Annotated in this window: 20 protein-coding genes and 1 pseudogene; 9 read left to right on the forward strand and 12 right to left on the reverse strand. The window is 58.6% G+C overall.

Going from position 1 to position 23,774, the window contains the following annotated elements:
- The 6 genes from nbaC to FH08_RS0112035 form a co-directional block, all read right to left on the reverse strand.
- A complete protein-coding gene (gene nbaC / locus FH08_RS0112010; RefSeq protein WP_031358555.1) occupies nucleotides 1-549 on the reverse strand; it encodes a 3-hydroxyanthranilate 3,4-dioxygenase in 549 nt (182 codons plus the stop codon).
- A gap of 42 nt (nucleotides 550-591) precedes the next feature.
- On the reverse strand, nucleotides 592-1,671 hold the full coding sequence (locus FH08_RS0112015; protein WP_031358556.1) for a maleylacetate reductase: 1,080 nt from the start codon (nucleotides 1,669-1,671) through the stop codon (nucleotides 592-594).
- Entirely contained in the window at nucleotides 1,661-1,951 is a 291-nt protein-coding gene (locus tag FH08_RS48360) for a YciI family protein (protein WP_035566017.1), read from the reverse strand. Before FH08_RS48360 ends, FH08_RS0112015 begins: the two co-directional genes overlap by 11 nt.
- A 657-nt stretch (nucleotides 1,952-2,608) precedes the next feature.
- Nucleotides 2,609-3,751, reverse strand: a complete 1,143-nt coding sequence (locus tag FH08_RS0112025; protein ID WP_031358557.1) for a sterol desaturase family protein — start codon at nucleotides 3,749-3,751, stop codon at nucleotides 2,609-2,611.
- A gap of 489 nt (nucleotides 3,752-4,240) precedes the next feature.
- Nucleotides 4,241-5,404, reverse strand: a complete 1,164-nt coding sequence (locus tag FH08_RS0112030; RefSeq protein WP_051888177.1) for a serine hydrolase domain-containing protein — start codon at nucleotides 5,402-5,404, stop codon at nucleotides 4,241-4,243.
- A 60-nt stretch (nucleotides 5,405-5,464) separates the two neighbouring features.
- Entirely contained in the window at nucleotides 5,465-6,271 is an 807-nt protein-coding gene (locus FH08_RS0112035) for an alpha/beta hydrolase family protein (protein ID WP_031358559.1), read from the reverse strand.
- A gap of 532 nt (nucleotides 6,272-6,803) precedes the next feature.
- Between FH08_RS0112035 and FH08_RS0112045 the strand changes: the two genes are divergently transcribed.
- Complete coding sequence (locus FH08_RS0112045) at nucleotides 6,804-7,229, forward strand: hypothetical protein (protein ID WP_031358560.1); 426 nt, start codon at nucleotides 6,804-6,806, stop codon at nucleotides 7,227-7,229.
- 3 nt (nucleotides 7,230-7,232) lie between these two features.
- Nucleotides 7,233-7,598, forward strand: a complete 366-nt coding sequence (locus FH08_RS0112050; protein ID WP_235210344.1) for a hypothetical protein — start codon at nucleotides 7,233-7,235, stop codon at nucleotides 7,596-7,598.
- Nucleotides 7,599-7,677: 79 nt separating this feature from the next.
- Here FH08_RS0112050 and FH08_RS0112055 read toward each other — a convergent pair whose 3' ends face one another.
- On the reverse strand, nucleotides 7,678-8,550 hold the full coding sequence (locus FH08_RS0112055) for an ABC transporter substrate-binding protein (RefSeq protein ID WP_031358562.1): 873 nt from the start codon (nucleotides 8,548-8,550) through the stop codon (nucleotides 7,678-7,680).
- Between the two features lie 124 nt (nucleotides 8,551-8,674).
- Here FH08_RS0112055 and FH08_RS51830 point away from each other — a divergent pair, with 124 nt between their 5' ends.
- Nucleotides 8,675-8,941 carry a hypothetical protein gene (locus FH08_RS51830; protein WP_152602805.1) on the forward strand — a complete coding sequence of 89 codons (267 nt, stop codon included), beginning with the start codon at nucleotides 8,675-8,677 and terminating at the stop codon, nucleotides 8,939-8,941.
- A 58-nt stretch (nucleotides 8,942-8,999) separates the two neighbouring features.
- Here the strand turns inward: FH08_RS51830 and FH08_RS0112060 are convergent.
- The 3 genes and pseudogenes from FH08_RS0112060 to FH08_RS0112070 form a co-directional block, all read right to left on the reverse strand.
- Nucleotides 9,000-10,142, reverse strand: a pseudogene (locus FH08_RS0112060) (cysteine desulfurase family protein); the annotation flags it as partial.
- A gap of 229 nt (nucleotides 10,143-10,371) precedes the next feature.
- Nucleotides 10,372-11,361 (reverse strand): PDR/VanB family oxidoreductase, encoded by a 990-nt coding sequence (locus FH08_RS0112065; RefSeq protein ID WP_031358564.1) that lies wholly within the window; start codon nucleotides 11,359-11,361, stop codon nucleotides 10,372-10,374.
- An 82-nt stretch (nucleotides 11,362-11,443) separates the two neighbouring features.
- The gene (locus tag FH08_RS0112070; protein ID WP_031358565.1) at nucleotides 11,444-12,985 is read right to left on the reverse strand and encodes a Rieske 2Fe-2S domain-containing protein; all 1,542 of its coding nucleotides are present in this window, start codon (nucleotides 12,983-12,985) and stop codon (nucleotides 11,444-11,446) included.
- A 264-nt stretch (nucleotides 12,986-13,249) separates the two neighbouring features.
- On the opposite strand from FH08_RS0112070, the gene FH08_RS0112075 reads away from it, so the two are divergent.
- A complete protein-coding gene (locus FH08_RS0112075) occupies nucleotides 13,250-13,936 on the forward strand; it encodes a GntR family transcriptional regulator (RefSeq protein ID WP_031358566.1) in 687 nt (228 codons plus the stop codon).
- A gap of 24 nt (nucleotides 13,937-13,960) precedes the next feature.
- Here the strand turns inward: FH08_RS0112075 and FH08_RS0112080 are convergent, their stop codons facing one another.
- Both FH08_RS0112080 and FH08_RS0112085 read right to left on the reverse strand, forming a co-directional pair.
- A complete protein-coding gene (locus tag FH08_RS0112080) occupies nucleotides 13,961-15,322 on the reverse strand; it encodes an MFS transporter (RefSeq protein ID WP_051888181.1) in 1,362 nt (453 codons plus the stop codon).
- Between the two features lie 118 nt (nucleotides 15,323-15,440).
- The gene (locus tag FH08_RS0112085) at nucleotides 15,441-16,292 is read right to left on the reverse strand and encodes a class II aldolase/adducin family protein (RefSeq protein WP_031358568.1); all 852 of its coding nucleotides are present in this window, start codon (nucleotides 16,290-16,292) and stop codon (nucleotides 15,441-15,443) included.
- Between the two features lie 148 nt (nucleotides 16,293-16,440).
- On the opposite strand from FH08_RS0112085, the gene FH08_RS0112090 reads away from it, so the two are divergent.
- The 5 genes from FH08_RS0112090 to FH08_RS0112110 all read left to right on the forward strand — a co-directional run bounded on the left by FH08_RS0112090 (nucleotide 16,441) and on the right by FH08_RS0112110 (nucleotide 23,771).
- Complete coding sequence (locus FH08_RS0112090; protein ID WP_031358569.1) at nucleotides 16,441-17,358, forward strand: LysR substrate-binding domain-containing protein; 918 nt, start codon at nucleotides 16,441-16,443, stop codon at nucleotides 17,356-17,358.
- A gap of 53 nt (nucleotides 17,359-17,411) precedes the next feature.
- The gene (gene acnA, locus FH08_RS0112095; protein WP_031358570.1) at nucleotides 17,412-20,057 is read left to right on the forward strand and encodes an aconitate hydratase AcnA; all 2,646 of its coding nucleotides are present in this window, start codon (nucleotides 17,412-17,414) and stop codon (nucleotides 20,055-20,057) included.
- Nucleotides 20,047-20,940, forward strand: a complete 894-nt coding sequence (locus FH08_RS0112100) for a GntR family transcriptional regulator (protein ID WP_031358571.1) — start codon at nucleotides 20,047-20,049, stop codon at nucleotides 20,938-20,940. The genes acnA and FH08_RS0112100 overlap by 11 nt, the downstream gene beginning before the upstream one ends.
- Nucleotides 20,941-20,977: 37 nt before the next feature.
- A complete protein-coding gene (locus tag FH08_RS0112105; protein WP_031358572.1) occupies nucleotides 20,978-21,712 on the forward strand; it encodes an ABC transporter substrate-binding protein in 735 nt (244 codons plus the stop codon).
- Nucleotides 21,713-22,139: 427 nt separating this feature from the next.
- Nucleotides 22,140-23,771: an ABC transporter substrate-binding protein gene (locus tag FH08_RS0112110; RefSeq protein ID WP_235210345.1), complete on the forward strand. Its 1,632-nt coding sequence runs from the start codon at nucleotides 22,140-22,142 to the stop codon at nucleotides 23,769-23,771.
- Nucleotides 23,772-23,774: the final 3 nt, after the last annotated feature.

The raw sequence follows: 23,774 nt of genomic DNA on the forward strand, positions 1-23,774 counted from the left end.
TTACTTCCACTCGTCGCCGTCCCATTGCGGGACCTTGGTTGGATCGGGCAGCACGGTCGCGCATTTCTTGCAGGTGCGCAGATGTTCGCTGTCGTTGAATTCCTGCACATAGCCCTTGAGGTTCACCTCTATGTCCTCGCACCAGAAGTAGACGCTATGCAGCATGTTCCCGCAGTTCTCGCAGAACCAGGCAATACCGTCTTCCTCGCCTTCTGCACGCGGCCGCTCAATCACCGCACCGATGCTACCCGGTGGACGGCGCGGTGAATGGAACGTGTTCTTCGGCAACAGGAAAATGTCGCCTTCGTTGATGCGATGCTTAACCTCTTTGCCATCCTCGATCGTGTGTACGAAGATGTGTCCGCTCAGTTGATAAAAGATCTCGTCCCATGGGTCGATATGAAAATCGTTGCGAGCGTTCGGACCCTTGATCACCTGGAAAATGAAATCGGACTTCTTGAATACTTCGCGATTGCCGATCGCGCCTTGTGACGTTGGAAGATGTTGCTCCGTCCACGCGTCGAGATCGAACGGGCTAGGGATTTTCATGAGTTACTCCTGCTCAAATTTAAAGAAGCCGCAACCACCGCGTTATACGAGCATGTCGCCGGCGAATGCGTGGGCGAGGATCGCCTCGATGTCAGAAGCCGAGACGGGATGCGGATTGGCAATCGGCGTCGAGGTCGCCAACGCTGCCGCTTCATGAATCTGCCCGGCCGAAAATCCGAGCGCCTCAAGCGAGCGCGGCGCCCCGTGTGCCACGGAAAATTCAGCAAGCGCATGTGCGAAAGGCTGCTGCTCAAATACATCGGACAACGCGGCGAGTGCCGGCACATGCCCATAGTTCCATGCAACCGAATAGGGAAGCAGCACCGTATGCACCTCCGCGTGCGGTAATCCGAAGGTACCGCCGAGCACGTGACAAATCCGGTGGTGAAAGCCCATTCCAACCTGGGACAATACTTCGCCGCACAGCCACGAGCCAGTCAGACAATCCGACGCGGCGTGCGTGGTTCGCTCGCCGTTTGCACAGAACCGGCGCAAGCCATCGATCATCTTGCGTATGCCCGTTTCCGCCAGCGCGTGCGTGAGTGGATTGGCTTGAGGCGCGTAAAGCGCCTCGATCGCATGTGCGATTGCGTTGATGCCACTGCACATTGCAACGCTGGCGGGAAGCGTCATAAGCAAGGCCGGATCATAGATCACCGTCCTGGGCAATACGGCGGGGTTTCGAACCGTTTGTTTAACGCCGTTGACGGTCAAGCCGAAGTTCCACGTCACTTCGGAGCCGGAAAAGTTGGTCGGAATGGCGAGAATCGGCAGACCCGTACGGTCACTGACTGCCTTTGCAGTGTCCAGTGCCGAGCCGCCCCCGAATACCAGCAGGCCATCCGCTGCGCTGCCGCGCGCAGTGTCGACTGCTTGCATGACGCTAGGCTCGGGGACATGCGGGATTACACCGGTGAAGCGTGCCGCACACGCGCGCTTGGTTGCGTCGTCGCTTATCGTGTCAAAGTGCGACGAAAGATTCGACGTGGTGACAAGCATGCAACGGCGCATTTTCAGCGCCGCTAATTCGTCCGCCAAAACCTCGGACACCGGCGCGCCGGAGACAATGCGATGAGCACGCAATTCCAAAGAAAAATTCGTCTTGGTGTTATTACCGGCCATAGGTCCATCCCCAGCAATCTACCGACGTTATAGCAAACAGTCCAGCATGGAAAAACGGCTCAGCGCTAAGCCACTTGCCGACATCTGCTGACGAATCCGCCTCGAGAATCAGACATGATCCGATGGCTTCTTCTGCCTCGTCGTAAAGAGGACCACCATGAACCATTTTCACCGCGCCTGATTTGCGCACGTAGATACGATGCTCCGGGAGCAGCTGTTCGCGCATCCACTTCGAACCCGCGTAGTCGATGCCTCGGAATATGAAATACTTCTTTTCCAATCAATGCCTCCGCAATAGCATTTGCTGTTCGATGAGGTACTGCACGTTAGACAAGCGTCGCGACAGCCGACCCTATGGAACCGAACGCTACGTTCCAGTATCCATACGCCGAGACTCTGCGTCGATTGACTTTTCCGGTCGTTGACATATGGATTTGGTTACTTCGCTTTCAAACTCCGGTCATGAGCAGTAAGAAATTTCGGAAGGTCTTTATAGAAACTGGAACCGAAAATCTGTCGCTGACTTCTGCGGCCATACTACTCTGCGGGCATGCTTTACAGCGTCCAGTCACCGGGACGATGCGTCCAAATCGATTACCCTATTCATTCATTCGACAGGGGGTGGTGAATAACGCGATAGTTGTCCCCAAAGGTCATCTATCGTTTTACCTTTTTGTCAGTCGATAGACGCAATGATGTAGCAGTTCGATGATGAACTGCTCACAGTGTGCTGTTCAGTCTGTCATCTTGCACAATGGCGACAAGAGCACTGTTGCTGAAAATACCCCACGACTTGGGCGGTCAACCGTTGACGCGGTGCATTGCAGCCACAAGATGCTCATGGGGCCTAGAGCGCCGGCCTTTCAATGCAAGGCCGGCGGGTCGCACTGGGGTCATTCGCCTTAGAACCATCGCGAAAGTGACGGTGAAGCGACGATCAAGCTTTGAACATCAGGACCGCGGCCGCTACGCCCGCAAGGTCGACCAGGATGACCGGGATGACGCTCACACGGCCTTGCAGGTACGCACCCAAAGCCCAAAGTCCTGCGACGATAACAGCGGTCAGCCCCAGCTCCGTCGAATACGAAAGTTCTTCCGCGTACCAAAGATAACCCGCCGTTGCTCCCATCATCAGGGCAAATTGCACGGCGGCAAATATCGCAGCGCTGCTGCCAACGGGCTCTCCGTACAACTGCCTCGCCGCGTCCAGATCGAACGCTGGCGCAGGGAGTCCTGCCTGAAGTTCCTTGCCAGAGTCGGAAGGTCGCCAGCCCGGAGGTTTGAGCCAGATGCGCCACTTGTCTGCCCACGACGTCGCTTGCCGCGTTGCCTGCACGAGCGCCCAGTATTCTGCAAAGATTGCCCAACCAGGGTCCCAACTTCGCAGGGGTGTCCTCGTTCCATAGACGCAAGGCTCTTCTTCCTCCACGAAAGTCCCGAACATCCTGTCCCAGATCACCAACATGCCGCCGTAGTTCTTGTTGAGGTACTGGTCGTTGACCGCATGATGCACACGATGGTTAGAGGGCGACGAAAACACGCGATCGAACCAGCCGAGTTTGCCGACGTGTTCAGTGTGAATCCAGAATTGATACAAGAGGACGATAAGCCCGGCCAGGCCAAACTGTTCCGGCGGCACGCCTATCAACGCAATGGGCAGATAGAAGATCCAGCCAATCAGCGCGACCGTACTTTCTTGCCTTAAGGCGGTCGAGAAATTGAAGTGCTGGCTTTGATGATGGACGACGTGGGCAGCCCACATGACAGCACACTCATGCCCGGCGCGATGCAGCCAATAGTCGAAGAAATCGAACAGGACGATGGCGATCAGCCAGCCGTACCAGGTGTCCCAAAACCTGACGTTGGGGGTTGGCGTCAGCGCGTTGAACACAACGACATACAGACCGATTTGAAAGAGCTGCGTGACCAGCCCCAGCAACTGGCTGATCAGGCCCTGGCTGAGACTGCTCAGCGCATCGTTCAATCGATAGGTATTACGTTGCCTGAACCAGCCGTAAGCAAACTCGGCGCCGATCAGAACAACGAAAACAGGAAGGATGAAAACGATGATCTTGTCCATTCACAATCTCAGCAATGTGGTCCCGGTTGTACGGAGCGTCCAGGTTCACGCAGCCAATGATCCGATGCCGGCATGAACAAGCGGTCAAGCCGGCCGAGCTTGCCGGTGCACCGGGAAAAGATTGGGAATCTGGCAGACCTGCCTGTTCGGCGAGGCCGCTGCGAATCATTGATAGCCCTCAGCAGCGGCTCACGCTGGACGCCGTCGCGACAGCTAATGATCGATTGACAGGAATCGTACAGAATCTATTCGAACACTGCTTGCTAACCCGCGGTGTTTCGCGGCGGACACAACCAAAAAGCCGCGTCAATTTTGCCGATGCTTCATTTACTTAGCCGAAACTTACATGATTCTTCCATGACACTTACGCGGCCTGGCATCGTCAATACTGGAGTGAGCGTGTAATGCATAAACCAGTAGAACGCACCGTCGATGCGACCAGCCCATGCGATGGCTGCCGGGCTTGTGGAGCCCTCCGACTCTGTTACATCAGTCCTGAGGACTCTGCATTTCACGCGTGGGCTCAGGGCCAATGTCCGTCGCGCCCTCTGCGGACTCGGCCAGCCACACCAGCCTCTCCATGTTCGACTGGTGCATGCTCTTCGACGTGAGCCGGATGTCGACCCGATTGACCACGACCAGATCGAGCGATGGCACAATGACCGCGTATTGCCCGTGGTTACCGTCAGCCCAATAGGTCGCCCGCAGGAGAGCCACCTTCGGACCGCGCGGACCACTTGCGGGCGTGCTCGTCCACCACATGTATCCGTAGCCGCCGGTAGGCGTGTTCGAATATGAGCGAGTCGATTCGGCGACCCAGCTCGCCGGAACAATCTGCCGGTCACGCCAGCGGCCATCGTGCGGGTACAGCAGTGCGAAGCGGGCCAGATCGCGGGCGCTCATGTCGATGGGATACGCCGGATATCGGGTAGCGAGTCCCCCTGAAACATAGTGCCCGTCCGTTGGGCGATAGTCCTGCATGCCGATCGGATCCGCAATTTCAGTTTTCAGCGAGTCGAAGATGTGCTGACCGGTCGCCTTCTCGTAGATCGCACCGAGCGTGTTGAAATCCCAGTTGTTGTAGTGCCAGAACGTACCCGGTGCGTGGCTGCCACGCGGCGGCTTGGACGCCTTCATCTCAGCCATTTCATATATCGTGGCGTGATAGACACCCGAGCGGGACTCCAGCAGCATGCGCACGCTTGCCTGCTTCTCGGTTGACGTCAGCGACGGCTCGTTATCGTCGATACCGAGTTGTTCCAGCGTCTCGTCCGGATGTATTTGGCCTCGCCCGACCGCAATCCCGATCAGGGCGCTCATGAAGCTCTTTCTCCCCGAAAAGAGATTCGACCTCCTTGAAATATCGCCCCACTCCCCGACGACCAGACCATGCCGGATGATCATGCCGGATGTCGATCCCTGCCGTTTTGCGTAGTCTATGGCCTGATCGATTCCTTCCTGCGAGAAGCCCAGCGTTGCAGGGTCCGCGCGAGTCCATTCGGCACCGGGAAACGGCGACTGCGCGCCGTGGTCGCCAGGAGCAGAAGCAGGAGGTGATGCGGGTGGGCTGGCCGACGCGCAAGCGCCAAGCATCAACGCGAGTGCGGCCAGTGCCACCGCGTTCACCAATGGCTTCGTGCTGCCGTTCGTCATACCCCATTCCTCGAATTCGTTTTGTTCACCAGGGCGGCGCCCTCATCGGCCACCTTAGCCTTATTGCGTCGCAGGAGGCCGATCGTTGTTGAGCCAGCCATTGATCGCACCGAGCACCTGCAACTCGATCCCAAGGAAACCATGCGGTGAATGCGGCCCGCAATCAGCCTGCTTGTCGCCTCCGCCTTCCGAAGAATCAACAGCGATAAATTCGAAGTGGTTTCGCTCGGCCAGACGCTTGCCGCCGTAGAACGACGCCGCCGGGCAAGCATCATGCTGGTTCGAGATGACCAGCACGCGAACTTTCGTGCCGTCTGCATCGAGGCCGGAAACACCCGCCTTGCCGCGTTGTGCGATGGACACCGGTGAAGTCAGCACGAACGCATTGGCGACGCCCGGATCCCGCTCAAGGGCGTTGCCCACCGAAACGGTTCCCCGGCTCGTACCGACGAGCGCCACCTTCGACATTGGAAAGCGCTGCCGCAGTGCCTTGACAACCGCCTCTGTGTCACTGAACGAGTCCCGGCCAAGACGGAAGCCGTCATCGATCCCGTTGACATAGTCGGACGGGGTATCGACCAACACGGCGGCGTCGCCCTGCTTCACCCAATACCGAGCCGTGCGGATGAGAAAATTGCCCTTGAGCGTGGCCGGGCCATCGGCGCTCAAATGCAGCGCGCCTTCGTTGCCGCCGAACAGAACAATGACCCACGGCGGATTATCGGTCCGGGTTTCAATATAGATACCCTGCGTGACGCCATCGCGGCTCGGCAAGCTCACCAGTTCGCCAGCCGGCCCCGCCGGTTCGCTTGCCCGGGAACCGGCAGCCAGCAGCACAATTCCAATGGCAATCAAGATACGCTTCATGGTCTTTTTCCTTTCCGCTAACCGGTGCGCTCACCGCGCCACATTTTTGCTTTTGTCCGTGCGAGCCAAAATCCCCGTCGGTATCATACTCGTCGCCTGTGACGAACAGACGGACCTGCGACAGTGGGTCAATCGCCTCCCAGAGTAAGGAAAAGACGTGCCGGTGTAATCGCTCGCCTCGCTCGCCAAGAACGTGTTCCGGTCGGCAACTGACTGCCGAAGAGAACATCCTTGGCTATGCTACTGATTCAGCCAGCCGCGTGGAAACGCCCGATCCCGGTACGTTCATTCCGCTTCCCTTGGTGTAGGGATTTCCTGATAGTCAAAACGCTGCTATTCCGAGGGAAGTTTCAGCGTGTCCCGACTTAACGATCTGGTCTCGCAAGGTTAGGATTGGTACATGAACCGTAAAACACGGCAAGAGCGCCTGCTGCATTGCTTACCGATACTTTCCGGTGTCATCTGAGCCTTGACGATATCGAAAAGCCAAGGATGCTGGATATTAATCGTGTGCCTGCCAACAAATCCGACAATGAAAACGCTGCGCTTTCTCACCCATCAGGAAATCTTCGATAGAGCCACACGGCACCTCTTCAGCCAGGGTCATGCCGGGCTGCTGCCGCGTGGAGACCGCACCTACCGCGGGTATTGTGGAGGATCCCCGCTTGGCAGCTTTATCGCCCCGTGCGACTACGTAATGGGCATGGAGGGTATCCCGGTTCTGTTCATCGGCGCATCCGCACTCGCGGTGCCCTCCTACATGAATTCGGGCGTCATAGCGCTCAAGCGGGCGCTGCTGCGCTCGCAAATTAACGTGTACAACCCGACGACTATCGAGTTGCTCAGTTACCTTCAGGACGTCCTCGATGTCCTCGACAAGCGGGAATGGCGCGATGGTCTGGCATCGGTTGCACGCCAGTTCGGCCTTTGCGCTGATCGTCTCGAACATGCGGCATGAATCATGTCCATGCTAAGCGCCAAAGAAATTTATGAACGCGTGAGCGCCCATTTGCTAGCCCAGCGCGCCGTTTCCGAAGACGAGAACGGATCGTGCCGGCTGCGCGGCGGCAACGGACGCAAGTGCGCAATCGGGTCGCTGATTCACGATGACCTCTACTGCTTCAATATCGAGGGGGCGGGCATCGCATATTATCGGCATGCACGTGACGGTGCGCTTCTGCGAGCGCTGTATGCGTCCAATGTCGATGTCTGCAATGACCAAATTGTCGAACTGTTGACAGAGCTCGAAGAGCTTCACGACAACGCCCACGTTGACGAGTGGCCGCAACTGCTCGCCGCGCTGGGTCAGCGGCACGCAGTGATCTGACGGACGCAAGGCAACGCGCTCAGAGGGGTGGAATCGAGGTGAGGTGAAGCCAAGACCCACCTGCCGACCATACTTGCTGCTACCAGTGCATCCAATATTCGTCTGGAATCCTGCGGTCCGCTTCGGAAAGATACGGGTTGTCCAGGCGGATAATCTTCCTGCCGGCCAGGTTCGCTCGCGCCAGCGGATTCTGGATATACGGATGGGAGTTGAACAACTTCATGTATGAGCCGTTGCGGTACGCCGCGGTGAACCCTTTCTCAATTGTCGCGGCGAGTTCTTTCTGGCCCCGGGCAACATAGAACAGAAAGTCCGATCGGTATAGCAGCAACAGCCTGTTCTCGACCACAAGGTCCGGCACCACATGCTCGCGCGCGTCAAGTTCAGTGAACGCTTCGATAACGCCGCGAGGGAAGTAGTCAACCCGCCCGCCCTGAGTCATTGTGAATAGCGTTTCGTAGGTTGACGTTTGCACGTTCAGCCCGGCGCTTCTCATGATTTCGGTATCGATCCATCCAAGTCCCTGCCCGGCGGTCAGCGCTTTCAAGTCATCCAGGCTGCGGATCCTATCGAAATCCGGTTGCCGGTCCTTTCTTATGATGAACACCCGATAGCCAATCAGGCCTCGGTGAATCGGAATGTGGACGACATTCAACCCTTGCTCGGACTGTGCGTCCATACTCGTCCAGTGCAGGTTGATCGTGTCATCGTTTGCAAGCTCGGCAAGCGCCCGGCCCCGCTCCATCACAACTTCCGCTTGCCGAATCGTATAGTCGGCATTGGCAGACTTCATCGCGAGATCAAGGACCGCGAGCGCAAAGGCGGCGTGCACGTCCCCACCGGGCCGAATTTGCGGGTAAACGATGTCGAAATGCTTCGTCTGCGCGGCACGCGCGTTGAGCGCCATACCCGTCGCACTGATAGCGGCGATTAGGAAACGCCTGCGATGCATAGATGGATTGCCGGTTGACACTGGGATCATGCAGAGTTTTTGCCAGCCCGAGCTCGAGCGCACATGCATTGTGTCACACCGCGTTTTTTTGGTCACCAGTTGGTGGATGTTCAGCAGTTTCGACATGTCTATCAAATGGCCGAAAGAACCGGGCCAATCGATGACCATTTACTATTCAGAAATTGCAGATCGCAGTGCTCTTAAAGATCTTGTCGAATTATATAAATTACTTCGCTTTACTTATCATATTAAATGCGAATTATATGATCTTCATGCGGTTAACAATCCAGCTGTGGGCTTCCCGTTTCGATTCTTTAGTTCGCGCGGCTTTAAAAAAGCACCGAAAAGTCGTCCATGCCAGTTCGCGCGCCCTGATCGAAGGAGCGCTTGACCGGCTACAAGTAAGCTGACGCCTTGCTCCGACGATTCAAGTGTTACTGCACCACGAGGCATTGATCCACTACTTGCCGGATACAGGTAATGGCTCTATCCACGTCCCGCTCCGTGGTAAAGCGCCCCAGGCTTATGCGTATTGTCCGTGCCGCCGCTTGCTCATCAAGCCCGATAGCACTCAATACGTGGGACGCCGCGCCTGACGCTGAACTACAAGCAGACGTGGAAGAGATGGCGAGATCCGCGGCGAGCATGAAGGGGAAAAAACCCGCGCGGTCAACTCTCAAGCTAAGCGTATGCGGAAGGTGCACGCCGTCGCGTACGTTTTTCTCCACACCGTCGATCGAGAGGACACCGTCGAGCAGTCGCTCGCTGAGTACGGTGATTCTCGCTGTATCGGCCTCCATTTCCGCCATGGCGATTGCGCATGCCGTGCCCATGCCCACGATCTGATGAGTAGCCAGGGTCCCTGAGCGCAGACCTCTTTCATGCCCGCCCCCGTGCATTTGAGGTGCAAGCCGGGTAGCCGCTTCACGAGCGACGTACAGTGCCCCGATGCCCTTCGGCCCATAGACCTTGTGAGCGGACATCGACATGAAATCAATACCCAGTGCCTTGACATCGATTGGCGCCTTGCCAAGCGCCTGAGCCGCGTCCACGTGCAACAATGCGCCCGCGGCATGGACGATGGGCGCGATCGCCGCGATGTCAGTGATCGTCCCGATTTCGTTATTGACCAGCATGAGCGAGACTATGCCCGTGTCCGGCCTCAGTGCCGCGCGGACGGCAGCGGCCGTGATGGCGCCGCTTTGATCGGGCGCGACATAAGTAACCAAGAAGCCACGCTGTTCGAGGCTGGCGGCCGTATCCAGAATAGCCTTGTGCTCCATGCAGCTAGTGACAATATGAGGCACAGTCTCGCTTGCTTCGACAAAGCCCTTAAGCGCGAGGTTGTTCGACTCCGTCGCCCCCGAAGTCCATATGATCTCGTCAGCGCGCGCGCCAATCAGCAACGCAACTTGCTCACGCGCTTTCTCTACCAAGCCTCGTGCCTTGATACCTGCCGCGTGCGAGTTGGACGCCGGATTGCCGAACACCCCGTCTATTCCCAGGCAATTGACCATTGAAGTGATGACACGTGGATCCGCTGGCGTGGTGGCCGCGTAGTCGAAGTAATGGAGGTCAGCGCTCATCGTTATTCAAGTTTTAGAGGAGCGCCAATTTTAAAGTGAAGACATGGAAATAATTTCCCAAAGATTTCTTTGATTTTCGCGAGCGGTAGAAGCAAATCAAAGGAATAGTCGATACCTTAGATTTTTATTCTATGTCGTGTTTGAATCGCACATGACCGGCTGGTTTTCGCTCGCGCCGGCGGATGGGGTTTCGGGTTCGCGGTCGGGATAGGCGCCGTTGTGCGTGCCTCCCGAACTAAAGATCAAGCACCAGCTCCCGACTCGACGCCCGCGATACACAACAAGTCAGATACTCCTGCTTCTCGTCGTCGCCGAGAATGCAGTCGTTGTGTTCGACTTCGCCCGATAAATACCTCACCTTGCAAGTCCCGCATAATCCGGCCCGGCACGAGGTTTCAATCGCCACGCCTGCCTCCTCCAACGCGTCGGCAATGCTCTGTTCGCCTGACACCGGTATCTGCTGTCCCGTGCTGGCAATCTTCACTATGAACTCGCCCACGGCCGCCGCAACGGTCTCGCTTACCGCTCGCTCCGGCGCCTTGAAATGTTCAAAGTGAACCGTTCCGGAGCTCCAGTGCTCAGTCGCCGCAGCGCACGCTTTCATGAACCCGCCCGGGCCGCAGTAATAGACGTGCACGCCGGGTGCGGTCTCGCTCAACAAGCGCTTTAGATCCAGCCCCTTCGACGGATCGCCGTTATCGAAATGAAATTGCAGCTTGCCGCTTGCATGCAGCGGCGCAAGTTCGGCCGCGAACGCCGTGCAGCTTTCATCCTTCGCGCAGTAGTGCATCTCATAGTCGATGCCCCCTTCTTCAAGCCGATGCGCCATCGCTTTCAACGGCGTCACGCCAATACCGCCGGCTAACAGAATGATCTTGCCGGCATCGGCGGCGAGTTCGAAGTTATTGCGCGGATAACTGACGCGCACCTTGTCCTGCACGCGCAATCCGTCGTGCAACGCTTTCGAGCCGCCCCGTCCCGCTTCGTCGCGCAAAACCGCAATCACATAGCGATGATGTTCGTTCGGCGAATTGCTTAGTGAGTACTGCCGGACGAATCCGCCGTTCAAATGGACATCGATGTGCGCGCCCGCAGTGAACGCGGGCAACACTTCGCCCGACGGATCGACGAACTCGTATGAGTTGATGCCCCTGCCTTCAAAGCGGATCTGTCGCACCATCAGCTCAAGGGTGCGAGTGTCCGCTGGTTTGTCTGAACCTGACATTGCATTTCCTTGCACGACCCTGCCCGCAGGTCTTTATAAGGGTCAAGCGACTCGCGTTGCCGTTCCCCCTACGATGATCCATTCAGCCCTTGACCGACGCCTCGAGCGCATCAAATTTTTCTCGCACAAAAGCGGCCCGCTCGTCGCCCTTCAGCGTCTCGCTTTCCGTCAGGATCGCGACAATGCGCTTCGTCACATTACGGCGATTCGCCACCTCCTGTTCGACAGTCTCGCCTTCCGGGATATCGAACACATTGCCCGAGCAATAACTATTCGGTGCGCCCGCATTGGCACGAAACCATTCAGCAAAGTTATCCGCCGACGCGGCCGGGTTCGTACCCCGTACCGCGTCACGCAGCATCTTGCGGAACAGGAACAAGCCGGCGTCGAACTTCGTCGGATTCTCCAGCGCATGCACCGCGATCGGCCGCTGGCTGATGATGGCTTCGTAATCACCCGGCGCGTACTGAGCGTCCTTGTAGTTCTCGCGTTCGCGATGATTCGTCGGGATGGGCGGCAAGTCCTCCAGCTTGTATTGACCGAAGCGCTCAGGACGACGCATGGCGACTTGCCCTTCAAGGAAGTCGATCGACTCGTAGCCGACCAGCGATTTATCGCAAATACCGCGCGTATCGATGCCCGGCCCCATCACGCGCCAGCCGATCATCTTGCTGTTTTCATCGTCGACAGGAACCGTCCAGCGAATGATGTGGAAGCGGCTGAACAGCTTCTTCTGCGAACCATCTTCGGACGTGTAGGCGTGCAAGCTCAGATTAGGCAAGACCTGATGCTGGACGCGCACGAAGAGCCTGTCTTTATCGACCCGGCGTGCTCCCGCGCAGGCAAGACTGCGACCTTGCTGCACCGGCACGAAATGCATGTCGGGTGCAACTTCCATGGACTTCGCGCCGACCTCGTCGAACGTCGTGCCCTGGAATTTGCCGTTCACCACGTTCTTGCCTGCGTGAAGCGCGGTCGGATGGTAGTTATCCGCGGCGTTGTCCTGAACTTGCAGCCAGTTGCAATGCTGGAAATTGCTGTAGGCCACGAGTTCATCGCCGGGCGCAACCGTGAAGTCACCCTCCCATTCGGGGAACGGCGGCTCCTTGTCGGGCGGTCCCATGTACGCAAACACCAGGCCATTGCGCTCGACAGCCTTGTACGCGCCCTGCTGGATCGAGCACGCATATTTCTCGGCTTCCTTTTCTTCGCCGTTCGGAAACGGCACGTGAAGGCAGGTGCCGTCCACGTCGAAGACCATGCCGTGATAGCAGCACTTGATACCGTGCTCCTGGATCGCGCCATATTCAAGCGATGCTCCACGATGCACGCAATGCGCGTGCAGCACGCCCACGCGCCCGCTGCCGTCGCGAAACGCGACCAGCTCTTCGCACAGGATCTTCAGGAAGCGCGGGGTATCGGTGAGTTCAATCGACATGCAGACAGGGTGCCAGAACGCCCGCATGTATTCACCCATCGGCGTGCCGGGGCCGGTTTCGGTCAACTCCGGATCGTGTCCCGGAACCTTGCTGGTGTAATAACCGCCGAACGGCACCAGCTTCTTCTGCACCGCGCCACCACCGGCGCTTTTCTGGGCTTCTGCTTTGTCTGACTTGATATTCATGGGGATCCTCTGCTGGGTTTATCCATCGTGCCGAGCCGGATTGTCGTCCTGTCATCCGACTCGCTTGTCTTCATTCTTTAGATTCTGAACTCCGAACTCTGTATACAAAGATACGATTCGGAATGCCGCCCTGTCTCTACAGGTAAACGCTTGGTGCCTCCCTTCCACGCTATCCGGTCAATCCGTTTGACGCTTTCCGGCACCAACCTGTAATCTGTCTAACTCAGCTGTTGAACTCAGTATCCAAACTTATCGAGAACCATCATGGTCGCCAAACTTCTAAAGCTTCAGGCACGTACCGACTACGTCGATGAAGTCTACAAAGTGCTGCTCGACGCCATCAGCGAAGGATCCCTCGCACCTGGAACCCGCATCACGCAGGAAGAAATTGCCGACCAGCTTGCCGTGTCCCGCTCACCCGTCCTGCAGGCGCTGCGACTACTCAAGAAGGACGGACTGGTGCAAGACGCGCCGGGACGCGGACTTCTTGTCACCCCACTCGATCCCACCTGGATCGCCCATCTGTACGAGATCCGCGGCGCGCTCGATTCCCTCGCCGCGAGTCTCGCGGCGCAACGCGGCGCGAAGCTCGATAAAGCGCTGATCACGCAGGGCCGCCGCGCGTCGAAGGGTGACGACGTCAAAGCGATGATCGACACAGACTGGGCTTTCCACTCCGCCATTTACCTTGCATCGGGCAATCCGTTGATTGCGGAAACCGCGCATCTTCACTGGGTTCATCTGCGCCGCGTGATGGGCGCCGTGCTGCAATCGTCGGCTCAACGCAAATCCATCTGGGACGAGCACGCGGCAATTGCCGAGGCCATCGCCGCAGGCGACGCGCGCCGTGCCGCAGAACTCACCGACCTCCACACCAGCCGCGCCCGCGAGAACCTGGTGCGGCGGCTGGGTGAAGTGCTGGGGGAAGAAGTCGAAGACGCGGCGCAATAGGTGCATTAGGCTCGGGGTTCGTTTTCAAGCACGCGTCTGCACGCCGCCTTCCATCACCCGCTCAGCGTCTTTCGCCGCTTCGCGCTTGCGGCTATTCACGAGTTTCGCCGGCACCGTGAACACGAGCACACTGCCAATGATCAAGCTCACTGCAAGCCCGAGCACGCCGTTTCCTGTCGATCCCGTCGCGGTCTGGATCAATCCGATCACATAGGGGCTCACCACACCCGAGATGCTGCCGACCGAGTTCGCAACGGCCAGCCCGGCCGCCGCGGCCGCACCGCTCAGAATGGCCGGGGGCAGGACCCAGAACTGCGAGATCGTGGTCATCACGCCCATTGTGCCGAGGGTCAGCGCAATCATTGCAATCGGCGTGGAATGTGCATACGAAACGCTGAAGTACAAACCCACGGCACCGGCAATGCCCGGCAACGCGAGGTGCCAGCGCCGCTCTCCGCTAGCGTCCGAACTGTGGCTGACGAGCACCATGGTGACGGCCGCCGCAGCATAGGGAATTGCGCTCAGCAATCCAATGTCCAGCGGATCGGATACGCCGCTCGCCTTGATCAGCGTAGGCAGCCAGAAGCTCACGCCGTAGAGGCCCATCGTGAAGAAGAAATAGATCAGGCTGAGCAGCAGGATCTTCGGATGCAGCAGGCCGTCCCTCACGGAATGCAGCACGTGCGCTGAACGTTCCTCAACCAACGCCGTTTCGAGAAAAGCTCGCTGTGGTGCGGAGAGCCATTTGGCGTCGCTGACTTTGTCGTCGAGATAGACCAGCGCGATCAGCCCGAGGATTGCGGTCGGAATGCCTTCGAGCACGAACAACCATTGCCACCCCGCCAGCCCATGCGCGCCGCCCATATGGTTCATGATCCAGCCCGACAGCGGCCCACCGATTACACCTGACATGGGAATGCCCGTCATGAACAATGCCGTCACCTTGCTGCGTCGCGACGAAGGAAACCAGTAGGTGAGATAGAAGAGGATTGCCGGGATGAAACCCGCTTCCGCCACGCCGAGCAGGAAGCGCATGATGTAGAAACTGGTTGGCGTGGTGACAAACATCATGCCGGTGGAGATGATGCCCCACGTGATCATGATCCGCGCGATCCAGCGCCGGGCGCCGACCTTCAACAACAGCAAATTGCTGGGCACTTCGAACAACAGGTAGCCGACGAAGAACACGCCCGCGCCGGCGCCATAAACGGCATCGCTGAAATTGAGGTCCTTAAGCATTTGCAGCTTGGCAAACGCCACGTTGATGCGGTCCAGATAAGCGCACAAATAACATAGGAACAGGAACGGCAATAGTCGCCACGTGATCCTGGAAAACGTGGACGCTTCGTCGCGTTTGCTCAATGAGGCCGGACTAGCGGGGTTCATGTCTTGTCTCCTGGGGTCGGATGAAAGCGGGACGCCGGCCCTCTCTTGATGGTGGCTGTATCGTCCCTGCATGGAGCGAAATGCGTGCTGCGCGAACAGCGTTCAGCGCATGACGAGATCAGTCGAACATGTCAGGCTGCTTGGCAACGAGGTCATCCCAGATCGTCTGGAAATGCAGCCAGCCGATATATTCGCTACCCACGTGCTCGCGGCTATAGCGGGCCCGGTCCGGTGTGACGAGCTTCGGCGTGATACCGGTTGCGTCGATCAGCAATTGCTGTTGGCAGCAACGTTCCAGCGCGATAAACCAGAATGCGGCGGCCTCTATGCTGTGACGGCTTGCGGTGAGCAAACCGTGATTCTGATGAATGGCGGCTTTCACGCCCGTGAACGCATGCGCGACTTTATGGCCCGCCTTGACTTCAACGGCGACCTGGCCGGCTTCATCGCCGATCACCACATGGTCTTCGAAAAACGCAGCGGCATCCTGCGTGATCGGTTCAAGCTTTTTGCCAAGCGCGGCGAACGCCGTGCCGTATATCGTGTGCGCATGGCACATCGCCACAATGTCCTGATGCATTTCGTGGACGGCTGCATGCAACACGAAACCGGCTCGATTGATCGCATGATTGCCTTCGACCACGCGGCCCTCGTGATCCGCGCAAATCAGGTTCGACACCTTCACTTGCGAGAAATGAATCGCCATTGGATTCGTCCAGTACAAGCCGGGATTCTCCGGATCGCGCACGGTCAGGTGACCGGCGAAACCGTAGTCGTAACTCTGTTGTGCGAACGCCCTGCACGCTCCGACCAGGCGTTCCTTCAAGTGCTGCCGCTGCGCTGCGGGGCTCGCGAATGTCGGCAATTCCGGGAAGATCAGCCCTTCCTGCTCCGGCTGATAAATCGATACCTTGCCGTCCTTCACCAGCTTTTCGGGTGCATCGGAATGCGCTTGCATGACAGCCACCATTTGCTTATCTCCTGTAGAACAAGCGGGATTGTTTTCAGGGCTTAATGGTCATCCACGCAACCCTCATTGACAAACGATGACTGTTCATAGAAAGATGAACAGGATTCATGCATCGGCAAAAAACATTCAAAACGGAGACGGCACGCGCATGCGACGAATACCGAATTTCGTGCTGCTGCGCGCTTTCGAAGCGGCTGCGCGACTTGAAAGCTTCACGCTGGCGGCGGAGGAATTGCATCTGTCGCAATCCGCGATCAGTCACCAGGTCAAGGAACTTGAAGCTTATTTCGGCTTGCCTTTATTTCATCGACGCAACCGGCGCGTTGAAACCACGGCTGAAGGAAGAAGGCTTTTCGACAGCCTGGGGCGCGTATTCGACGTGATCGAGGCCGCGTGCAGTGAAGTGGCCTTATGGCCCCAGGCGCAGGTGCTGGCCGTTCATTGCTCACCGAGTCTCGCGGTGAAATGGCTGGGTCCGCGCCTGCCTAAATTCATGCAGGCACATCCCGACATCACGATCCGGCTCTCATCGGGCGCGGAGCCGATCGACCTGACGCGCATGCATGAAGTCGATATCGCCATTTCTTACGGCATGGCGGTCGAGCGGCCCGGACTACATGTGTATGCGCTGGGCGCGGAGCGGATCGTGCCGATGTGTTCGCCCGGCATGTTGCGTGAAGGGATAGCGCTTGAGCAGCAGATCGCCGACTTCACGCTGATCGATTCGCAGCTCAGCCGCGTGACATGGCGAGACTGGTTCACGCTCAATAGACTGGAGTTTCCGAACAAGCCGCGCCCTTCGTTTGATCGCGGCGCATTAGCGATATCCGCCGCGGTCGACGGCATGGGTATCGCACTGGAAACCACGCGGCTCGCCGAACGCGAATTCGCGCGCGGCGAACTGATCGAGTTCGGTGAAGGGCGCTTCAAACCCTTCATGCGCGAGACGCACTTCCTGTCGTACCGGACGAACGAACGCAACCTCGAGAAGGTGAAGCTGTTCAGGCTCTGGCTCGCCGACATAGCCGGAATGACCGCGCAATGGGAAACGGATGCCGCGTTATAAGCGGCTCTCGGCGAAAATTGCATTTTTTAATATAAAAATGCAAAATGCGTCGAATGGAAAATACTCGTGATTTCAATTCCGAAGCGCGGCTGACGGCCGGGGATGCGTCACTTCGTTTTGTGGACCTGCCGGGCATGTTTGGCGAAACGCTCTACCGTCTGCCCGTCGTACTTCGCCTGTTGCTTGAAAACGTGATTCGAAATACGCACGGCGATGAGCGCCGGCTTGCGGTCGAAGGCATCGTCGAATGGCTGGAACATGGCACCAGCGAAGTCGAAATCGCTTTTCAACCTGACCGCGTGCTGATGCACGACACGACCAGTACGCCGGCGCTGGTCGACATCGCCGCCATGCGCGACGCGCTGGCCGAAGCCGGGGCGGACCCGGGCGCGCTCAACCCCGTTCTGCCAGTCGACGCATCGGTCGATCATTCCCTGGCAGTCGAGTATTTCGCCCGGCCTGACGCCGCGCCAATGAACCTGCAGCAGGAACTCCGCCGTAACGCGGAGCGCTACCGCTTCCTGCGCTGGGCGTCGCGCGCGTTGACCGGCGTGCGTATTCATCCTCCCGGCACCGGGATCATGCATACCATCAACCTCGAGCAACTGGCGACCGTCGTATCGGTCCGGGAACGCGATGGTGAGCGTTGGGCTGCACCAGACACGCTGATTGGCACGGACAGCCACACGCCCATGATTAACGGCATTGGCGTGCTTGGTTGGGGTGTAGGTGGCCTGGAAGCGCAGACCGTGATGTTCTGCATGCCTGTCATGCAGCGTATCCCCGACGTGGTCGGTGTGCGGCTGACGGGTGCGCTCAAGCCTGGGGTGCTTGCCACGGACCTGGCATTGACGGTGACGCAACGGCTGCGGGAGATCGGTGTTGCCGGTGAATTCGTCGAGTTCTTTGGCCCGGGTGTTAGCACGCTGACTGCCGGCGAACGTTCGGTCGTGGCGAACATGGCCCCGGAATACGGCGCCTCTACGGGCTTTTTCCCCGTCGATCACACCACGCTCGATTACTTGCGCGCGACCAACCGCAACGCGGCTGCGATTACGCTGGTCGAAGTGTTCACCAAGCGCGCGGGCCTGTGGTTCGATCCTTCCGCCGAGCCGGTTTTCACGCGCACCATCGAGATCGACCTGAACGCGATCGGCATGCATGTCGCCGGTCCACGGCGCCCTCAGGATCTGCTTGATTACTCGGCTACATCCACGGCACTCGACACGCTCGCATTCACGCCGCAAGCCACCGCGCCCGGCATGCCGAAGCACCCTGTCGCTATCGCCGCCATCACGAGTTGCACGAACACATCGGACCCTGCCTTGCTCATCGCCGCCGGGCTCGTGGCCCGCAAAGCGCGCAAGCTGGGCTTGACGGTACCGTACTGGATCAAGACCTCGCTTGGGCCCGGCTCGCCCGCAGCGGCGTTGTACCTGGAACGGGCAGGGCTCATCGACGATCTGTCGGCACTCGGCTTCGATATCGTGGGTTACGGCTGCACCACGTGCATCGGCAACTCAGGCCAGCTCACCGAACCCGTAAAAACCGCAATGGCAGCCAAGGCAATCTATCCAGTCGCGATGTTGTCCGGGAACCGGAATTTCCCCGGCCGCATTCATCCCGACCTTGATCTCGGTTTCATCATGTCGCCGCCGCTGGTGGTCGCATTTGCGTTGTCAGGCGATGCGCAAGCCGATCTCAGCCTCGACCCCGTGCAGATCGCGCCGGACGGCACACCGGTCTTCCTGAGCGATCTATGGCCCACGCGAGAAGAGGTCGCCACGCTGCTTGAACAGGCGGTGGACCCGGCCGACTATCCGCGTGCATTTGCCATCGCCAGCGACAACCCCGCGTGGCATGGCATCGATGCACCCGCCACCGCACAGTTCCCGTGGGACCCGCGGTCGAACGCGCTAAGGCGTCCGCCATTCGCTGCCGTGACCGAAGGCACGCAGTTGGGAACGTACAGCGCCTACCCATTGCTCGTCCTCGGCGACGACATCACGACCGACCATATCTCGCCCGCCAGCGCCATACCGAAGGACAGCTTCGTCGCGGACTTTCTCGTGGCCCGAGGCGATGATCGCGATGACCTGAACGTTTTTGCATCGCGTCGCGGCAACTGGGAGGTCATGATCCGCGCGGCGTTCTATAACAAGTCGCTGGTCAACCTCCTGCAACCCGGCGCACCGGTCGCTCATACGCTGCACGTTCCGAGCGGGGACATCTTGCCGATTCACGAAGTAGCCGCGCGGTATCGCGCGACAGGCGATGCTGTCGTGCTCGTCGCAGGCGAACGCTATGGCACGGGTTCTTCCCGCGACTGGGCGGCAAAGGGCCAGCGCCTGCTTGGCATTCGCGCCGTGCTGGCAGTCAGCTTTGAACGGATTCACCGGTCGAACCTGATCGGCATGGGTATCTTGCCGCTTCGATGGCCGGCAGGTATCAGCCCCGCCACGCTGAACATTCGCCCGGGTGATAAGGTGGAAGTGAACGCGCCGCCCGATACGCTCGCGCCTCGTTGCAGGATCGATGTAAAGATCGTACGGGCGGATGCAAGCGTCGAATCATACGAGGTGACGGCAGCGGTCGAAACACAACTCGAAGTCGCGTTGCTGCGCTGTGGCGGCGTTATTCCGCTTATTTTGCAGAAGACCCTGGCCGCTCAAGGCACGAAAGAGAAGCATGAACGATAGATCGATAGCCGCCCAAATAGTCGAGTGGATCAGGACCGAAGAGATGGAGGTAGGCAGTCATCTGCCCGCGCAAAAGATAGCCGACCATCTTCGGCTATCCCGCTCGCCGGTCAACGAAGCCCTCTCGTTGCTGCATGAAAAGGGTGTGCTAAGCCGCGAGCGTAATCGCGGATTTTTCGTGGCGGACCCTTCGATTGAATGGGTGACGAAAGCTGCGGATTCGGTCGGATTGAGCGGCCCGGACGTGGTCACGAGCGCGTATTTCCGCATCGCCGATGATCGGCTGAAAAGTGCATTGCCCGACGAAGTGTCGGAGCAAATGCTGAAGACCCGCTATGAACTCACGGCGACGCAACTCTCAGCCGTTCTGACGCGCATAGCTCAGGAAGGCTGGGCCGAGCGCAAACCTGGCTACGGGTGGCAATTCTCGGCCATGCTGACGACGCCCGACAGCTTGATGCAATCATACCGCCTTCGTCTGGCGCTTGAACCGGCGGCGCTTCTTGAACCTGGTTACCGGCTGGAGCCCAAGGTGATCGAGCGCTGCCGTGCAGCGGAACGGCATTTGCTCGACGGCGGCATCGAAACAGATACGGCAGATCAATTGCACGACCGCGGCGTCCGTTTTCACGAGTCACTCGTCGAGGCGTCCGGCAACGCGTTTTTCATCGACACGATCAAGCGTGTGAACCGCGTTCGCCGCCTGCTTTCCTACAGATCGATGCAGCATCGCGAACGGTACAAGAAACATTGCAAGCAGCATCTGCACATCCTGGCGTTGCTTGAGAAGGAACGTAACGAAGAAGCCTCCAAGGCGCTGCGCGAACATCTTCAACATACGCTAGACGCACTCTCGCGCATCGGCAACATTCTCAAATCTTAGGTTCGGTTTTTACCGACCTTCCATTGCTCAATACGCCATGACGACCGACTCTTCCGTGCTCTCCGCTTTCGCGCCCACCGGCACGCTGCGCGCGTCCATCAACCTGGGCAATCCAATTCTCGCCAACACGGACGCCGTCACCGGCGAGCCGGTCGGGGTTTCTATCGACCTCGCGAGGGAACTCGGCCAGCGTCTGGATCTATCCGTCGATCTCGTGGTCTTCGATACCGCCGGAAAATCCGTCGAAGCGGTCAGCGACGAACGCGCGGATGTCGGCTTCTTCGCAATCGATCCGGCGCGCGGAGCGAGCATTGCGTTCACTGCGCCATATGTGCTGATCGAAGGCTTTTATATGGTCCGCAACGATTCTCCGATGCAGCACAACAGCGAGGTCGATAGCGCCAACACGCGGGTCGCGGTCGGTAAAGGCAGCGCTTATGATCTGTTTCTATCGCGGGAACTCAAGCACGCACAGATCGTTCGCGCGCCATCATCGCCTGCCGTGGTACAGACGTTTCTTGAACAGGGGCTCGAAGTCGCCGCGGGCGTAAAACAACAGCTCGAAAAAGACGCCGCGAAAACTATAGGCCTCAGATTGCTCGGCGAGCGCTTCATGGTGATCCAGCAAGCAATGGGGTTGCCGAAGAGCCGTGGGGATGCTGCGACTGCGTATCTCCGGCGTTTCGTGGAAGAGATGAAAGCGTCAGGCTTCGTTGCGGACTCGTTGCAGCGGCACAAGATTGGAGGGGCATCGGTGGCACCCGCGGCCTGATCACCGGGGCGCGCCGCCAAAGCATCACACAGCCACAGCGGAATACGCCCAACGCAATAGGTCTTCTTTTCACGGACTATCCAGATTTCAGGTGACAGTTGAAGACTAACAAAATCATTTTATTTCGATTTCCTAACTTTCCATTCAATATGCTTCCTGGCTGAGCATGTCATTTGATGGGGAACACTTCTGACGATCATGATCTACATGCCCGATACCCTGCTTTCCCTTACAGCATAACTCCTTTCGCGCAGACGAAAACCACATCAATAAGCCACTGTCTAGTGCTGTTTTCCCAGGTGATCCGAATATCGGCCGCCGATCGGCAGGACTGCTCTTCCCAACGCCAATATGAGCTTCTACGATCGCTTCCTATCCATTCATCGCATGGTTAAGCGTTGTGCAATCCCCTCCCGAAGGACGTTTGATGGCAATTCCCGTGTCTCCCACCCCTCGCCGGCTTGCAGCGCGCTGCGTGGGAAACCGCTGCGCTCCGGCCATGAAGCGCATAGCAATCAAAGGGGTGCTGGCGGTCACGGCGGCGCTGCCTGCCAGCGGATGGGCACAGCCAAGCGCCGTTGCCCCGGCGTTGCCCGAGATCCGTTTTGCCATCAACACCGACACGACCACGTCCATGCCGGGCAACGTGTTACGCAACACGTTTACCGACGAGATCCTCGCTAACGTAGTTGAGTCGCTGGTGGCGCTCAAGAGCGACTTGTCGGTCGCGCCCATGCTCGCAGACAGTTGGGACATCTCGCCGGACGGAAAGCAATATACGTTTCACTTGCGTCACGGCGTGCTGTTCCACAACGGCACGCCGTTCACCTCCGCCGATGTCAAATGGAGCTACGACTACTTCATGAAGCCGCAGTCCGGCTACGTCTGCCGCGGCAACTATGACGGACACCGGGGTCCGAAGGTGCTTGCTGTGACCACACCCGATCCCTATACCGTGGTGTTCGAACTGGACCGGCCGTCCGCACTCTTTCTCACTCACATGACGGAACCACGGTGCCCGCTCGCCGTCCTCAGTCCTGCAAGCCTCGACAAGAACGGTGCGTGGCTGAAGCCGGTGGGAACCGGTCCGTTCGTATTCAGCGAGTGGAAACAAGGGCAATACGTGCTGCTGAAACCCTTCGCCCAATATCAATCACGCACCGAGCCGCCGAGCGGACTCGCAGGCGCGAAGCATCCACGGGCGAACGTGCGCTTCGTCGCCATTCCGGACGAAGCGGCGCAGGTCTCCGCGCTCATGTCAGGACAGATAGACGAGATGAACATATCGGAGAACAACCTGCCACCCGCCGATCCTCACTGGCATGTGATCGCAGGACCCGGGGCCGATCCCGCCGCCGTGCTGATGCAAACACACGACCCGTTACTCGCCGACGTTCGCATCCGGCGCGCGATCGCGCTTGCGGTGGATCTGCCGGGCGTGGTGAACGCGGTCAGCGGCGGCCTGGCGCGCTACAACTCGTCGCTGACGGCAGATGCCGAGGCGTTCTATACCCCGGGCGATGCAGTGGGATACAAGCAGGACCTGCCCGAGGTCAAGCGTCTGCTCGCTGCCGCCGGTTATGCCGGCCAGCCACTCACGCTCGAAACCAACCGCCGTTATCCGCACATGTACTCGACCGCGGTGTACATGCAATCGCTGCTTTCGCAGGCGGGTATCAACGCGAAATTGCAGGTGGTCGAATGGGGCACTCAGGTGAACGACTACCGCTCAGGACATTTCCAGCTGATGTCGTTTGGTTATTCGACGCGCATCGAGCCCGCGCTGATGTATGGCGACGTACTCGGTGACAAGTCCAAAAATCCCATGGTGCAGTGGGAGAACCCCAAGGCGCGCGCGCTGCTGCGCAGCATCGACGGCGTGACCGACCCCGCCGCTCGAAAACAGGTCTTCGAACAGTTGCACCAGATGATGATGGACGACGTGCCCATGATCGTGCTGTACGACTCACCCGACCTGACGCTTGCGAGCAACCGGTTGCAGGGCGTGACGACCTGGCCCCTGCGCCTGAAGCGTTTTTCCAACGTGACGAAGAACTAGGCA

Origin of the sequence: Caballeronia sordidicola, assembly GCF_000729995.1 — a bacterium.
Taxonomy (GTDB): Bacteria; Pseudomonadota; Gammaproteobacteria; order Burkholderiales; family Burkholderiaceae; genus Caballeronia; species Caballeronia sordidicola_A.

Excerpts from the sequence above, each read along its gene's own strand:
- FH08_RS0112035 (WP_031358559.1), bottom strand. The coding sequence starts at position 6,271 with ATGAAGCGTATCTTGATTGCCATTGGAATTGTGCTGCTGGCTGCCGGT.
- FH08_RS0112030 (WP_051888177.1), bottom strand. The coding sequence starts at position 5,404 with ATGACGAACGGCAGCACGAAGCCATTGGTGAACGCGGTGGCACTGGCC.
- FH08_RS0112050 (WP_235210344.1), top strand. The coding sequence starts at position 7,233 with ATGTCCATGCTAAGCGCCAAAGAAATTTATGAACGCGTGAGCGCCCAT.
- nbaC (WP_031358555.1), bottom strand. The coding sequence starts at position 549 with ATGAAAATCCCTAGCCCGTTCGATCTCGACGCGTGGACGGAGCAACAT.
- FH08_RS0112015 (WP_031358556.1), bottom strand. The coding sequence starts at position 1,671 with ATGGCCGGTAATAACACCAAGACGAATTTTTCTTTGGAATTGCGTGCT.
- acnA (WP_031358570.1), top strand. The coding sequence starts at position 17,412 with ATGGAAAATACTCGTGATTTCAATTCCGAAGCGCGGCTGACGGCCGGG.
- FH08_RS0112025 (WP_031358557.1), bottom strand. The coding sequence starts at position 3,751 with ATGGACAAGATCATCGTTTTCATCCTTCCTGTTTTCGTTGTTCTGATC.
- FH08_RS0112080 (WP_051888181.1), bottom strand. The coding sequence starts at position 15,322 with ATGAACCCCGCTAGTCCGGCCTCATTGAGCAAACGCGACGAAGCGTCC.
- FH08_RS0112045 (WP_031358560.1), top strand. The coding sequence starts at position 6,804 with ATGAAAACGCTGCGCTTTCTCACCCATCAGGAAATCTTCGATAGAGCC.
- FH08_RS0112065 (WP_031358564.1), bottom strand. The coding sequence starts at position 11,361 with ATGTCAGGTTCAGACAAACCAGCGGACACTCGCACCCTTGAGCTGATG.
- FH08_RS0112070 (WP_031358565.1), bottom strand. The coding sequence starts at position 12,985 with ATGAATATCAAGTCAGACAAAGCAGAAGCCCAGAAAAGCGCCGGTGGT.
- FH08_RS0112075 (WP_031358566.1), top strand. The coding sequence starts at position 13,250 with ATGGTCGCCAAACTTCTAAAGCTTCAGGCACGTACCGACTACGTCGAT.
- FH08_RS0112085 (WP_031358568.1), bottom strand. The coding sequence starts at position 16,292 with ATGGTGGCTGTCATGCAAGCGCATTCCGATGCACCCGAAAAGCTGGTG.
- FH08_RS0112100 (WP_031358571.1), top strand. The coding sequence starts at position 20,047 with ATGAACGATAGATCGATAGCCGCCCAAATAGTCGAGTGGATCAGGACC.
- FH08_RS0112110 (WP_235210345.1), top strand. The coding sequence starts at position 22,140 with ATGGCAATTCCCGTGTCTCCCACCCCTCGCCGGCTTGCAGCGCGCTGC.
- FH08_RS0112055 (WP_031358562.1), bottom strand. The coding sequence starts at position 8,550 with ATGCATCGCAGGCGTTTCCTAATCGCCGCTATCAGTGCGACGGGTATG.
- FH08_RS0112105 (WP_031358572.1), top strand. The coding sequence starts at position 20,978 with ATGACGACCGACTCTTCCGTGCTCTCCGCTTTCGCGCCCACCGGCACG.
- FH08_RS51830 (WP_152602805.1), top strand. The coding sequence starts at position 8,675 with ATGTCTATCAAATGGCCGAAAGAACCGGGCCAATCGATGACCATTTAC.
- FH08_RS0112090 (WP_031358569.1), top strand. The coding sequence starts at position 16,441 with ATGCGACGAATACCGAATTTCGTGCTGCTGCGCGCTTTCGAAGCGGCT.